General features: G+C 40.5%; 10 protein-coding genes, 2 rRNA genes, 1 riboswitch and 1 other annotated feature. Of the genes, 11 read left to right on the plus strand and 1 reads right to left on the minus strand.

The window, feature by feature from the left end:
• Positions 1-229: 229 nt before the first annotated feature.
• Both AZF04_RS15445 and rrf read left to right on the plus strand, forming a co-directional pair.
• A 23S ribosomal RNA gene (locus AZF04_RS15445) occupies positions 230-3,164 on the plus strand.
• A gap of 390 nt (positions 3,165-3,554) precedes the next feature.
• A 5S ribosomal RNA gene (gene rrf / locus AZF04_RS15450) occupies positions 3,555-3,661 on the plus strand.
• 308 nt (positions 3,662-3,969) lie between these two features.
• Here rrf and AZF04_RS15455 read toward each other — a convergent pair.
• Positions 3,970-4,887 (minus strand): D-alanyl-D-alanine carboxypeptidase family protein, encoded by a 918-nt coding sequence (locus AZF04_RS15455; protein WP_061949507.1) that lies wholly within the window; start codon positions 4,885-4,887, stop codon positions 3,970-3,972.
• 96 nt (positions 4,888-4,983) lie between these two features.
• Between AZF04_RS15455 and AZF04_RS15460 the strand changes: the two genes are divergently transcribed.
• The 9 genes from AZF04_RS15460 (at position 4,984) to purB (ending at position 13,810) form a co-directional block, all read left to right on the plus strand.
• On the plus strand, positions 4,984-5,772 hold the full coding sequence (locus AZF04_RS15460) for a DUF4652 domain-containing protein (protein WP_061949508.1): 789 nt from the start codon (positions 4,984-4,986) through the stop codon (positions 5,770-5,772).
• Positions 5,773-5,825: 53 nt separating this feature from the next.
• Positions 5,826-6,042: a binding site (T-box leader), on the plus strand.
• A gap of 46 nt (positions 6,043-6,088) precedes the next feature.
• On the plus strand, positions 6,089-7,780 hold the full coding sequence (argS, locus tag AZF04_RS15465) for an arginine--tRNA ligase (RefSeq protein WP_061949509.1): 1,692 nt from the start codon (positions 6,089-6,091) through the stop codon (positions 7,778-7,780).
• Between the two features lie 32 nt (positions 7,781-7,812).
• Entirely contained in the window at positions 7,813-8,448 is a 636-nt protein-coding gene (locus tag AZF04_RS15470) for an MOSC domain-containing protein (protein ID WP_064504187.1), read from the plus strand.
• Positions 8,449-8,599: 151 nt separating this feature from the next.
• Complete coding sequence (locus AZF04_RS15475; RefSeq protein WP_061949511.1) at positions 8,600-9,697, plus strand: type III polyketide synthase; 1,098 nt, start codon at positions 8,600-8,602, stop codon at positions 9,695-9,697.
• 5 nt (positions 9,698-9,702) lie between these two features.
• Entirely contained in the window at positions 9,703-10,269 is a 567-nt protein-coding gene (locus tag AZF04_RS15480; protein ID WP_061949701.1) for an isoprenylcysteine carboxyl methyltransferase family protein, read from the plus strand.
• A gap of 92 nt (positions 10,270-10,361) precedes the next feature.
• On the plus strand, positions 10,362-10,553 hold the full coding sequence (locus AZF04_RS15485; protein ID WP_045484906.1) for an NETI motif-containing protein: 192 nt from the start codon (positions 10,362-10,364) through the stop codon (positions 10,551-10,553).
• A 73-nt stretch (positions 10,554-10,626) separates the two neighbouring features.
• Positions 10,627-10,729, plus strand: a riboswitch (purine riboswitch).
• A 148-nt stretch (positions 10,730-10,877) separates the two neighbouring features.
• Positions 10,878-11,363, plus strand: a complete 486-nt coding sequence (gene purE, locus AZF04_RS15490; RefSeq protein ID WP_061949702.1) for a 5-(carboxyamino)imidazole ribonucleotide mutase — start codon at positions 10,878-10,880, stop codon at positions 11,361-11,363.
• Positions 11,360-12,475, plus strand: a complete 1,116-nt coding sequence (gene purK / locus AZF04_RS15495; RefSeq protein ID WP_061949512.1) for a 5-(carboxyamino)imidazole ribonucleotide synthase — start codon at positions 11,360-11,362, stop codon at positions 12,473-12,475. Before purE ends, purK begins: the two co-directional genes overlap by 4 nt.
• A 36-nt stretch (positions 12,476-12,511) precedes the next feature.
• Complete coding sequence (gene purB, locus AZF04_RS15500; protein ID WP_045484890.1) at positions 12,512-13,810, plus strand: adenylosuccinate lyase; 1,299 nt, start codon at positions 12,512-12,514, stop codon at positions 13,808-13,810.
• Positions 13,811-13,936: the final 126 nt, after the last annotated feature.

Raw genomic sequence — 13,936 nt, forward strand, 5'->3', positions numbered from 1 at the left:
GTTCTTTGAAAACTAGATAATAGAAGAAAACAGAAATTCATCGGAGTCTATAACGATAGACAAACGAGAATGTCAAGAATTCATATCAAACCTTTTTGATAATTAATTACAAAGAGATTCGAGCAGATTGAGGACTCGAGTGTTCGAGGAATGGAATGTACATCGGTACATGACATGACCGAGAAACATGAAGAGGACAAAAAGATGCGAAGGAGATCTGAAGTAATAAGGTTAAGTTAGAAAGGGCGCACGGTGAATGCCTTGGCACTAGGAGCCGAAGAAGGACGCGACGAACGGCGAAACGCCTCGTGGAGCTGTAAGTAAGCTTTGAAGCGGGGATATCCGAATGGGGGAACCCACTATCCGTAATGGGATAGTACCCATATCTGAATACATAGGATATGAGGAGGCAGACCTGGGGAACTGAAACATCTAAGTACCCAGAGGAAGAGAAAGCAAATGCGATTTCCTGAGTAGCGGCGAGCGAAACGGAAACAGCCCAAACCAAGAGGCTTGCCTCTTGGGGTTGTAGGACACTCTATACGGAGTCAAAAAGAAACGGAGTAGGTGAAGCGACCTGGAAAGGTCCGTCAGAGAGGGTAACAACCCCGTAGCCGAAACTTCGTTTCCTCCAGAGTGGATCCTGAGTACGGCGGGACACGTGAAACCCCGTCGGAATCCGGGAGGACCATCTCCCAAGGCTAAATACTCCCTAGTGACCGATAGTGAACCAGTACCGTGAGGGAAAGGTGAAAAGCACCCCGGAAGGGGAGTGAAAGAGATCCTGAAACCGTGTGCCTACAACTAGTTGGAGCCCGTTAATGGGTGACAGCGTGCCTTTTGTAGAATGAACCGGCGAGTTACGATGTCGTGCAAGGTTAAGCTGATAAGGCGGAGCCGTAGCGAAAGCGAGTCTGAATAGGGCGAAGAAGTACGCCGTCGTAGACCCGAAACCGTGTGATCTACCCATGTCCAGGGTGAAGTTCAGGTAACACTGAATGGAGGCCCGAACCCACGCATGTTGAAAAATGCGGGGATGAGGTGTGGGTAGGGGTGAAATGCCAATCGAACTCGGAAATAGCTGGTTCTCCCCGAAATAGCTTTAGGGCTAGCCTCGAGGTGAGAGTATTGGAGGTAGAGCACTGATTGGACTAGGGGTCCCCACAGGATTACCGAATTCAGTCAAACTCCGAATGCCAATTACTTATCCTCGGGAGTCAGACTGCGAGTGCTAAGATCCGTAGTCAAGAGGGAAACAGCCCAGACCATCAGCTAAGGTCCCCAAGTATACGTTAAGTGGAAAAGGATGTGGAGTTGCTTAGACAACCAGGATGTTGGCTTAGAAGCAGCCACCATTTAAAGAGTGCGTAATAGCTCACTGGTCGAGTGACTCTGCGCCGAAAATGTACCGGGGCTAAACGTATCACCGAAGCTATGGATTCACACCGTATGGTGTGAGTGGTAGGGGAGCGTTCTAAGGGCGGTGAAGTCAGACCGAGAGGACTGGTGGAGCGCTTAGAAGTGAGAATGCCGGTATGAGTAGCGAAAAGAGGGGTGAGAATCCCCTCCGTCGAAAGCCCAAGGTTTCCTGAGGAAGGCTCGTCCGCTCAGGGTTAGTCGGGACCTAAGCCGAGGCTGAAAAGCGTAGGCGATGGACAACAGGTGGAAATTCCTGTACCACCTCCTCACCGTTTGAGCAATGGGGGGACGCAGAAAGATAGGGTAAGCGCGCTGATGGATGCGCGTCCAAGCAGTTAGGCTAAGAAGTAGGCAAATCCGCTTCTTGTGAAGGCTGAGCTGTGATGGCGAGGGAAAATAGTACCGAAGTTCCTGATTCTACACTGCCAAGAAAAGCCTCTAGCGAGGTGTGAGGTGCCCGTACCGCAAACCGACACAGGTAGGCGAGAAGAGAATTCTAAGACGCTCGGGAGAACTCTCGTTAAGGAACTCGGCAAAATGACCCCGTAACTTCGGGAGAAGGGGTGCTCTGTTAGGGTGTATGCCCGAGAGAGCCGCAGTGAAAAGATCCAAGCGACTGTTTAGCAAAAACACAGGTCTCTGCGAAGCCGCAAGGCGAAGTATAGGGGCTGACACCTGCCCGGTGCTGGAAGGTTAAGAGGAGGGGTTATCCTTYGGGAGAAGCTCTGAATTGAAGCCCCAGTAAACGGCGGCCGTAACTATAACGGTCCTAAGGTAGCGAAATTCCTTGTCGGGTAAGTTCCGACCCGCACGAATGGTGTAACGATTTGGATACTGTCTCAACGAGAGACCCGGTGAAATTATAGTACCTGTGAAGATGCAGGTTACCCGCGACAGGACGGAAAGACCCCATGGAGCTTTACTGTAGCTTGATATTGGATGTTGGTACAGTTTGTACAGGATAGGTAGGAGCCTTGGAAGCCGGAGCGCTAGCTTCGGTGGAGGCGTCGGTGGGATACTACCCTGACTGTGCTGACATTCTAACCTCGAACCGTGATCCGGTTCAGGGACAGTGTCAGGTGGGCAGTTTGACTGGGGCGGTCGCCTCCTAAACAGTAACGGAGGCGCCCAAAGGTTCCCTCAGAATGGTTGGAAATCATTCGTAGAGTGCAAAGGCAAAAGGGAGCTTGACTGCGAGACCTACAAGTCGAGCAGGGACGAAAGTCGGGCTTAGTGATCCGGTGGTTCCGCATGGAAGGGCCATCGCTCAACGGATAAAAGCTACCCTGGGGATAACAGGCTTATCTCCCCCAAGAGTCCACATCGACGGGGAGGTTTGGCACCTCGATGTCGGCTCATCGCATCCTGGGGCTGAAGTAGGTCCCAAGGGTTGGGCTGTTCGCCCATTAAAGCGGTACGCGAGCTGGGTTCAGAACGTCGTGAGACAGTTCGGTCCCTATCCGTCGCGGGCGCAGGAAATTTGAGAGGAGCTGTCCTTAGTACGAGAGGACCGGGATGGACACACCGCTGGTGTACCAGTTGTTCCGCCAGGAGCATCGCTGGGTAGCTACGTGTGGACGGGATAAGTGCTGAAAGCATCTAAGCATGAAGCCCCCCTCAAGATGAGATTTCCCATGGAGTTAATCCAGTAAGACCCCTTAGAGATGATGAGGTTGATAGGTCTGGTGTGGAAGCGTGGCGACACGTGAAGCTGACAGATACTAATCGGTCGAGGACTTATCCTATATTTCTTGATATTCATTCTGTTTTCCATATTATCTAGTTTTGAGAGAATTCTCTCAAACGTGAAGCTGACAGATACTAATCGGTCGAGGACTTATCCTATATTTCTTGATATTCATTCTGTTTTCCATATTATCTAGTTTTGAGAGAATTCTCTCATGATAAAATGGCTATAAAACCGAGTAATCCTTTTACCGGTGATTCAAGTCCATTTGGCAAAGAGAAGCTCGTCTTACGACGCCGCTRATCTGAGTTCAAAYATTTGGCAAAGAGAAGCAAGTCATTCGAGGCAACCATCGACTGAAAGAATGGAACGTATCCAMATACGTGACATGAYKGAAGGAGAGCCGTTAACGAAGAAGGACGCCGCTWATCTGCAGCCAAAAAAATAGTCTGGTGGCGATAGCGAAGAGGTCACACCCGTTCCCATGCCGAACACGGCCGTTAAGCTCTTCAGCGCCAATGGTAGTTCCCCTGCAAGAGTAGGACGTTGCCAGGCGATAAAAGCACAACCTTTAGAGGTTGTGCTTTTTTGTATAGTTGAACCGAAGGTTCAGCTAGGAGTTTACTGCGAGAGAAGGAAGGTTTTTTTTGAAAGGGTAGAAGGAGTAGCTAGCGGACACAAGGCACGGAGACTCCCGTGGGAGAAATTGGCCATGTCGAAATCCACATTTAAAAAAATTCATTCGGCAGCTCCCAACCAAACGCGAATTGTCTGGGGAAGCGAATAGCCGGGCACTAATATTTGTAGAATCATTCGTTCTTTATGTCTCTGGACCGATACAGACTTATCTAAAATGGAATAATTTAATAAACTAATTGATTGTAAATAGTAATAGCATCGTTCGTATGATAAGGTGGTGTTTGAGTGTTTCCATCTGCACCGGTTGTGATTAAAAGATACTCTTCTGAGCTGTTGATCATAACATAGCTAGCTAAACAAAGGCCAGCTTGATTGGTAAAGCCTGTTTTACCACCAATAAATTCGATATTTTCGTTTAGTTCTTGCTGTTCTAATAAATGAAACATACGACTTTGAAAAGACAAACCTTCGTTTGATAAATTAGTGCTTGCTGTAGAATAATTTTCACTTGAAAAAACATCTTTAAATAATGGGTTATTAAGGGCATATTTTAGTAAGATGGCCATATCTTCAACCGTTGAATAATGGTGATCTTGATCCATTCCAGTCACGTTAGAAAAATGGGTATTACCCATTTTTAGCTGCTCCGCTTTTTGATTCATGGGTCTAATAAACTCTTGCTCAGTTCCTGATAAACCAATAGCCAAACTAATGGAAGCATCCGCTCCTGAAGGAAGCATGGTTCCATATAGTAAATCGATAGCTTCCACCTCTTCATTAGGAGAATATCCGGCTACTGATAAATTTCTATCGATTATCATGGGGAAAATATCCTCTGGAACGGTCATTTTTTTATTTAGGCTTTCCTCTTGAAGCTGCTCAATAGCTATTAATGTGGTCATGATTTTAGTTAAAGAAGCAACAGGAACTCTTTGTTGTTCATTTTTTTTATAGACAACACGGTTGGTATTGAGATGATATAAATAAACTTGCTCACTATATACTTCTTCCTCTAAATAATTGATAAAGTCATATACAATATCTACTTTATGATGAGGCCAAGTAAATTCGGGAGCTGTTGAATGTGATAATAATAAAAGGGTAAGAAAGCTAATACTACTTATTTGTTGTAAACTTAGCATTGAATCAACTCCAACATTTTCTTCTGTATTTATTATGACATAAAAGATTATAAATGGAACAAAAAGGGAAGGGATTTATAAAAAAGGAGGATGAACATGAAACCATTCTTGATGATAACGATTATGCTTTTTGTTTTAGTAGCTTGTGGTCAGCAGGATCAGCAAAGTACAGTAGAGTTAACAAATGGTGCAAGTGAATCATCAGATTTAGAACATAACGAGGATAATGTTGCTGAAAAAGATTTAGATGATGCAAATAGTGAACAGACTACAGGAGAACAAGAAGAGTCATTAGTCTCAAAGTCTGAGGAAGAAAATAATCAAATGGATTCATTATATGAGCCGATTAAGTATATCGATAGAAGTGGTGCGAGTGAGTCGAGTGTCGAATTATTTGACATCCGTTATAATCCCCAGGAGTTTAGCATAGAATTAATTCATCCGTCTGGAGAAATTGAAACCCTTACTAAAGAGACCGCTAGTATTCCAGTGAAAAACCTAGAAGCAACGAAGGCATTATATATATCTCCAGATGATTTTGAAACATTAGGAGATGTGTACCTTGTTGATTTAATCAGTGGAGAACAGAAAATAATAGCTGAAGCTACAGAAAATGAAACGCCAAAAAGAGTCATTTGGGACTTTGACGATCAGCATATCTATATGATAAAAGGATTCGCTCATGGTACCGTCTCAGTTGGTGGTAATGTATTTAAAATAAATATAGAGACGGAAGAGGTAGAAGAATTAACAAATTATGATAACGAAATTCAAATTATTCATATGGAGCTAATGGGAGATACTCTTTATTACTATGGAATTGAATATACAGATGATCAAATGATGGAAACTGAACCATATAGTAATCAAATTCAAATGGACTAATTTCAGAAAAATCAGTTGCTATACGGCGGATTATTAAGTATACTATCAAAAAATATAAATCTGTGATAAAGAGAGTAGTTATGAATGATCTTATAGCGAATTAGGGTTGGTGTGAGCCTAATATTGAAGTCATAATGAAGCGCACTTTTGAGATGTTAGCCCGAAAATAAGTAGGGATGACCGGTTCGCTAACCGTTATTTCAGCTTAAAGTAGGTTCATGTTTGTATTGAACAAATAGAGTGGTACCGCGGGTTAGCCTCGTCTCTTATTTTGAGACGAGGCTTTTTTATATGGATAAAAGGAGATGGCTGGAGAATGAACACGAAAAAAATCGTGATCGACCTATTACAAGAAAATTTATCTATTTTAAGTAAAGAGGAGCTGACCAAAGTATTAGAGAGACCGAAGCTTGATCAGCAAGGAGATTGGGCATTCCCTTGCTTTATTCTCTCAAAAATATGGAAAAAACCACCACATCTAATCGCTAAAGAGCTGTCGGAAAAAATTCAATCGAATGATTTTTCCAAAATAGTAGCTGATGGTCCGTACTTAAATTTCTTTCTAAATAAAAAAACAGTTAGCACCAGTATTATCGGAGAAGTTTTGGAGAAAGAAGAGAATTACGGCACTTATCAAACAGGTAAGGGAAAAGTGATTACGATTGATTATTCTTCTCCAAATATTGCAAAGCCTTTCTCTATGGGCCACCTTCGCTCGACCGTTATTGGGAATTCGATAGCAAACTTGGCAGAAAAAAATGGTTATCATGTTATTCGAATTAATCATCTTGGAGATTGGGGTACTCAATTTGGTAAGTTAATTGTAGCCTATAAGAAATGGGGACATGAAAAGAAGGTTCAGAATCAACCGATTAAAGAATTGCTACACTTATATGTGAAATTCCATGAAGAGGCTAATCAAACAACAGCCCTTGAAGATGAAGCAAGAGAATGGTTTAAAAAACTAGAAGACAATGATCAGGAAGCTATCACTCTCTGGAAATGGTTTAGAGAAGAGTCGGTTAAGGAATTTGAAAAAATATATCAGCTTTTAGATGTACGATTTGATTCCTATCACGGTGAGGCGTTTTATAATGATAAAATGGAAGAAGTTATAAAGGAAATGGAAAAAAAGGAGATTTTGGAAAGTTCAGATGGAGCTGATGTCATCTCCCTTAATCAGTACGACTTGCCTCCTTGTCTAATACGAAAATCGGATGGAGCTACTTTGTATGCGACTAGAGATCTTGCAGCCGCTATTTATAGAAAAAGAAATTATTCCTTTGCTCAATCTTTTTATATTGTAGGTCACGAACAAAGCCTACACTTTCAACAAATCAAATTAGTGTTAAAGAAAATGGGCTATAGTTGGTTTGAAGCACTAGAACACATTTCATTTGGATTTATATTAAAGGATGGGAAAAAAATGTCGACTCGAAAAGGTCGAGTCATCTTATTAGAAGAAGTAATAAATGAAGCGATTGAACTTGCAGAAAAGAGTATAAATGAAAAGAATCCAGGTCTGAGCAATAAAAAAGAAGTGGCTAAAGAAGTAGGGGTAGGGGCGATTATTTTCCATGATCTAAAAAATGAAAAGCAAAATAATGTAGAGTTTTCATTACAGGATATGCTTCGATTTGAAGGAACAACAGGGCCTTATGTTCAATATACTCATGCGAGAGCCTGTTCCATCTTAACAAAAGCTGATTCTTTTGAATGGAATGTTAATGATATAATGGGCTTAGATGATTCTTATAGCTGGCACGTGATTATGAAGCTAGCTCAGTTTCCTGAGAACGTAGAGAGAGGTTTCCTTAAAAGAGACCCATCTAAATTAGCCAAATATGTTTTGGAGCTAGCACAAGAATTTAATAAGTACTATAGTCAAACGAAAATTCTCACACAAGATGAAGAGCTATTTTCTCGATTGGCACTTGTAAAGGCTGTTACGCTGGTCTTAAAAGAAGGCTTACGCTTATTAGGAATCAAAGCACCGAATAAAATGTAAAAATTAAAAGAAGTCAATAAGGGAGGATAACAATGAGGATAGAGGGATTATATATCGGAAAGCCTAGGGAAATAATGATGAAGGGAAAACCAGTTAAAACTAGCATCTATAAAGAGCCACTATTTTCAACGGTTCAAGTAAATGAATTAGGAATTATTGGCGATACTCAGTCGGACCGAGTTCACCATGGTGGAATCGATATGGCCTTATGTATGTACCCTGCAGAGCATTATCCTTACTGGGAAGAAAAGCTCGGGAAAAGTCCAGGACTATCAGCGTTTGGAGAAAATCTAATGGTTTCAGGTTTACTTGAAGAAGATGTCCAAATCGGTGATCAATATAAAGTAGGAGAAATTATCATCGAAATAAGTCAGCCAAGATCTCCTTGCTTTAAGCTGGGATTAAAGCATAATGAACCGAAAATGCCTTTATGGGTTAACGAAAAAGGAATCAGTGGGTATTATGCGAGAGTTCTTCAAGATGGAGAGATTAGTCTTGGAGATGATTTGGAGCTTATTGAAAGAATAGATGGAAATCCAACGGTTTTAGAAGTGAACAAGGCAAAATATTGGAAGGATGCGACTCGTGAGGACTGGGAGAGACTAACCGCTGTTAGACAGTTATCCGAGGACTGGAGAGAGAGCTTCCAAAGAAAACTTCAGAAATAAAGTAAATAGCATTAAAAACTGGTAGCTTTTGCTGTCAGTTTTTTTATTTAGATGAAAAGTTAATAAGGGGAGTGATAATCGTCTTGTCATGTGAATAATTGGTCATTAAATGGAAAAAATAAACTATCTTACAATGGATAGGAGTATAGATATGGGAAGTATATTATCTGTTGGCACTTTGGATCCCCCAAATAAGCTTGACCAATCCTTAACAATGGAATTTGCAAGAGAATTATTTAGTAGTAGCTTTAAAGACATCGAGCGTTTATTGCCGGTTTTTGAAAATGGATGGATTGATGAACGAAATTTCACAAATTCAATTGAATGGTTTAAGGAAAATCACAGTTTAAAAGAAAGAAATGACTTATTTATTGAAAAAGCGACAGAGTATGGTGTGCAGTCTATAGAAGAATGTTTAACTAATAAACATTTCCTTCAATCAGCAGTCAAAGAAAGTGAGATCGATGCGATTATTTTTGTGACAAGCTCAGGGATGTCAACACCTAGCATCGAGGCTAGAATTATGAACAAAATGCCTTTTTCACCTCATACGAAAAGAATTCCGATATGGGGATTGGGTTGTGCAGGAGGAGCTGCAGGTATTAGTAGAGCCTTCGAGTATTGTAAAGCCTTTCCAAAGCAAAATGTTCTTGTATGCTGTGTCGAGTTATGTAGTTTAACCTTTCAACGAGGAGATAAAACGAAAAGTAATTTAATAGGAACGTCCTTGTTTGCTGATGGTGTCGCAACCGCTTTAGTCTGTGGAGAGCACTCGGAATTACTGATGAAATCAAGGTTAGCACTTAAACCGAAAATTATTGACGTGCAATCGACATTGATGCCTGACTCTGAGGAAGTAATGGGCTGGGATGTGAAGGATACGGGCTTGCACGTTGTTTTTTCAAGAGATATTCCTTCCATTATAGAGAAATGGTTAAAGCCGAATGTGACTGATTTCTTAGAAAAGCACCATTTACAGCTCGAGCAAATTACAGCTTTTATCGCTCATCCTGGTGGCAGAAAGGTATTGGAAGCTTATGAAACATCATTAGGTATAAAAGAGGAAAAAACAGCAATATCTAAGGAGGTACTGAGAAAGAACGGAAATATGTCCTCTCCTACCGTGTTATATGTGTTAGAGAAATTTATGAAGCAGACCTTTCAATCTGGAGATATAGGTTTAATGGCTTCTCTAGGACCTGGTTTTTGTTCAGAGCTAGTATTAATAAGTTGGGAGGGGTTACATTGATTTTAATGGTTGTTATTTTATTACTTATGGTTGCACTTCAACGATTGGTTGAACTAATGATTGCTGAACGTAATAAGAAATGGATATTAAAAAATGGCGGCTATGAGGTAGGGCGTAGTCATTATCGTTATTTAGTTTTACTACATAGTAGCTTTTTATTATTTTTATTATTAGAAGTCATCATATTTCAAAAAGAATTTGCTCCTTGGTGGTACGTGCCATTTAGCCTATTTATGATTGCACAAGCTGGAAGGGTTTGGGCGATACATTCATTAGGAGAATTTTGGAATACTCGAATTATGATTTTGCCAGGAGCTAAAGTTATTACGAAAGGACCTTATCAATTTATTCGGCATCCTAATTATGTAATAGTGATGCTTGAAATTCTAGCATTGCCTCTTATCTTTCAGGCTTACTGGACGGCTGCTCTATTTACTATTTTGAATGGACTCATTTTATCTAAAAGAATTAAGATTGAAGAGATGGCACTTCGCAATCATACGAATTATGAGGAAGTGTTTTCTGAAAGAAAGAGATTTATTCCTACAACTGATTCATTAGAAAATGATTAATATTCATGCATTTGCTATTCATGAATCATACACATAAAATATAAGTGACACTACATATAGAGAATGGATGATGCTGGGTGAAGAGAAAGAAAATGAAATTTGAAGTACAAGAGGGAGAAACTGTATCTGAATGTATTGAAAGAATGAAGGAGTCGGGTTATACACCGGTAAGAAGAATAGAAAAACCAGTATTTGCTGAAAAAAAACAAGGACATCATATCGACTATGAGCCTATTCGTCAGGTAATCATATTTGAAGGTCATTTAATAGAAGACGAACAATGAAAATAGATGTAAATTATAATGTTCGACTTTTTGTTGACAATAGACAAATATGCTTGTAAGATGAAGGTGAAAAGAACAAAAAAACGAATAGCCTCATATAATCCTTGGGAATATGGCCCAAAAGTTTCTACCTAATGACCGTAAATTATTAGACTATGAGCGAAAGTGTTTTTGCATTCATCTTTTTTTGAATGGCATGATGTTTGTATATAAGCGTAGAATTGGCTTACTTTCTCTCGATTTGAAGAAAAAGAATACCATTCTATGCTTTTTTTTGTCGGAACTGAAAAAGAAATAAGAAAGCTGGGTAAGGGAGAGATTTGGATGGAGCCGCTTATCGGAGTGATTATGGGAAGTTCATCAGATTGGGAGACCATGAAATGGACTTGTGACGTATTAGAAGAGTTAGATATTCCTTTTGAAAAAAAAGTTGTATCTGCACACCGAACACCTGATTTAATGTTTGAATATGCCGAAAACGCGAGAGATAGGGGTTTAAAGGTTATTATAGCCGGAGCTGGCGGAGCTGCTCATTTACCTGGAATGGTTGCCGCTAAAACAACGCTTCCGGTTATTGGTGTTCCTGTCCAGTCTAAAGCTCTACAAGGATTGGATTCATTGTTATCAATCGTACAAATGCCTGGAGGTATTCCTGTTGCTACAGTTGCAATTGGAAAGGCTGGAGCAACGAATGCAGGACTTTTAGCAGCGCAAATAATAGGTGCATTTCAATCTGAAATCGCTGAGCGAATAAATAATAGACGTAAAAGCATAGAACAGCAGGTGCTAGAAAGCAGTGAGACACTATGAGCAGGATCATTAAGCCTGGGGCAACGATCGGTATTATTGGTGGTGGACAATTAGGAAGAATGATGGCAATAGCCGCAAAGCAACAAGGGTATCGAATTGCTGTCTTAGAGCCAACGCAAGATTCACCTTGTGCACAAGTGGCTGACCAAGCTATAGAAGCTCACTACGATGATGTAGAAGGTGCACGTGTGCTTTCGGAAGTGTCAGATATTATCACATATGAATTTGAAAATATAGACCAACAAACAGCCTCATGGATTGCCGAGAAAAGTTACTTTCCACAAGGACATGAGTTACTTAAAATCTCTCAGCATCGACTTAAAGAAAAAGAAGCGATTCAATCACTAGGAGTGGAAGTGGCTCCTTACATGGCCCTAACCTCTGAGAAAATGCTAAGTCAAGCGATAGAGAAAATCGGTTTTCCAGCAGTGGTAAAAACATGTAGAGGTGGCTATGACGGAAAAGGTCAGGTAGTCGTACGGAGCGAGCAGGAATTAAAGGATGCTTTTCAGCAATTATCGGCTTTTTCGGAATTAGTAATCGAAGCTTGGATACCATTTCAATGTGAAATCTCCGTCATCGTCACTCGTTCAACAACAGGTGAAACCAAAACCTTTCCAGTTGCTGAAAATATTCATCGTGAAAATATATTATATCGTTCTATTGTTCCTGCTAGAATTGAACAACAAATTCAAGAGAAAGCGAGCGAGATGGCTATTACGTTAGCTAACGGCTTTCAATTAGTAGGAACATTGGCTGTTGAATTTTTTGTAAAAGAAGATGGAACGATTTTTGTAAATGAGCTAGCTCCACGTCCTCACAATTCAGGTCACTATACGATCGAGGCTTGTGAAACATCACAATTTGAACAGCACATTCGAGCGATTTGTGGGTGGCCACTAGGAGAAACAACTTTGCACAAACCGGTTGTAATGGAAAATATTCTTGGAGATGACTTTGCAGTAAAGCTAGAACAAATATCAGAATTTAATGATTGCAAGCTTCATTTGTATGGAAAGCATGAGCCGAAATCAAAAAGAAAAATGGGACATTTAACCGTAATGGCAGAAAGTGTGGAAGAGGCTTTGCAAAAGCTTGATACTCTAGCATAATAGGAGAGTAATTATTACATAAATGGAGGAGAAGTCATGATAGAACGTTATACACGCCCTGAGATGGGAAAGATTTGGACAGAGCAAAATCGTTACCAGGCTTGGTTAGAGGTTGAAATAGTAGCCTGTGAGGCTTGGGCAGAGTTAGGAGAGATCCCAAAAGAGGATGTTAAAAAAATTCGCGACAATGCAAGCTTTAATGTTGATCGGATTTTAGAGATAGAACAAGAAACGCGCCATGATGTGGTCGCTTTTACGAGAGCTGTTTCAGAAACATTAGGAGAAGAGAGAAAGTGGGTACACTATGGCTTAACCTCTACGGATGTTGTAGATACGGCGCTTTCCTATTTACTAAAACAAGCAAATGAAATTTTATATAAAGATTTAGAAAATTTTCTAGAAATTATAAAAGTAAAAGCAAAAGAGCACAAATACACGGTAATGATGGGGCGTACACACGGTGTACATGCTGAGCCAACAACTTTTGGTTTAAAGCTTGGCTTATGGTATGAGGAAATGAAAAGAAATATCGAACGTTTCAAGCATGCAGCAGAAGCTGTTCGAGTTGGTAAGCTTTCAGGTGCGGTAGGTACCTATGCAAATATTGACCCAGAGGTAGAGCAATTAGTATGTGAAAAGCTTGGTTTAGAGGCAGCTCCAATTTCTACTCAAACGCTACAGCGTGATCGTCATGCTCAATATGTGAGTGCTTTAGCACTCATTGCTACTTCTATTGAAAAGTTTGCAGTGGAAATTCGCGGACTACAAAAAAGTGAAACACGAGAAGTTGAGGAAGCTTTTGCGAAAGGGCAAAAAGGCTCTTCTGCGATGCCACATAAACGTAACCCGATTGGCTCAGAGAATATGACGGGGTTAGCACGAGTAATTAGAGGACATATGTTAACGGCTTATGAAAATGTTCCACTATGGCACGAACGCGACATTTCTCATTCATCAGCTGAGCGAATTATCCTACCAGATATAACGATTGCTCTTAACTATATGCTGAACCGCTTTGGAAACATTGTAAAGAATTTAACCGTCTTTCCAGAAAATATGAAGCGAAATATGACACGTACTTATGGATTAATCTACTCTCAAAGAGTATTACTATCACTCATAGATAAAGGCTTTGTACGTGAAGAAGCATACGATCTTGTACAACCTAAGGCGATGGAAGCTTGGGAAAAAGGCATTCAATTCAGAGAGTTGATTGAAGCAGAGGAGAAAATTACTTCTGTATTATCGCCAGAGGAAATTGAAGATTGCTTTAACTATGAGCATCACCTCAAATATGTAGATACAATCTTTTCCCGTTTAGGTCTTAATGATTAATAAATAGTAGTCTTGTTTGTTAAGTAATGAGTGATGCTGAAAAATAAGAGCCATCCTTTTATCTCAGCATCACTTATTGATTGAAAGGGTAGGTAGAGACTCCCAAAGGATTAGCTGAAGACAAGC

It is taken from the genome of Alkalihalobacillus trypoxylicola (assembly GCF_001590785.1).
Classification (GTDB): domain Bacteria; phylum Bacillota; class Bacilli; order Bacillales; family Bacillaceae_D; genus Alkalihalobacillus; species Alkalihalobacillus trypoxylicola.

What these genes read in the sequence shown, in the direction of transcription:
- purE (WP_061949702.1), top strand. Translation starts at nt 10,878, where the DNA reads ATGGAGCCGCTTATCGGAGTGATTATGGGAAGTTCATCAGATTGGGAG.
- purB (WP_045484890.1), top strand. Translation starts at nt 12,512, where the DNA reads ATGATAGAACGTTATACACGCCCTGAGATGGGAAAGATTTGGACAGAG.
- AZF04_RS15455 (WP_061949507.1), bottom strand. Translation starts at nt 4,887, where the DNA reads ATGCTAAGTTTACAACAAATAAGTAGTATTAGCTTTCTTACCCTTTTA.
- AZF04_RS15480 (WP_061949701.1), top strand. Translation starts at nt 9,703, where the DNA reads ATGGTTGTTATTTTATTACTTATGGTTGCACTTCAACGATTGGTTGAA.
- argS (WP_061949509.1), top strand. Translation starts at nt 6,089, where the DNA reads ATGAACACGAAAAAAATCGTGATCGACCTATTACAAGAAAATTTATCT.
- AZF04_RS15460 (WP_061949508.1), top strand. Translation starts at nt 4,984, where the DNA reads ATGAAACCATTCTTGATGATAACGATTATGCTTTTTGTTTTAGTAGCT.
- AZF04_RS15470 (WP_064504187.1), top strand. Translation starts at nt 7,813, where the DNA reads ATGAGGATAGAGGGATTATATATCGGAAAGCCTAGGGAAATAATGATG.
- purK (WP_061949512.1), top strand. Translation starts at nt 11,360, where the DNA reads ATGAGCAGGATCATTAAGCCTGGGGCAACGATCGGTATTATTGGTGGT.
- AZF04_RS15475 (WP_061949511.1), top strand. Translation starts at nt 8,600, where the DNA reads ATGGGAAGTATATTATCTGTTGGCACTTTGGATCCCCCAAATAAGCTT.
- AZF04_RS15485 (WP_045484906.1), top strand. Translation starts at nt 10,362, where the DNA reads ATGAAATTTGAAGTACAAGAGGGAGAAACTGTATCTGAATGTATTGAA.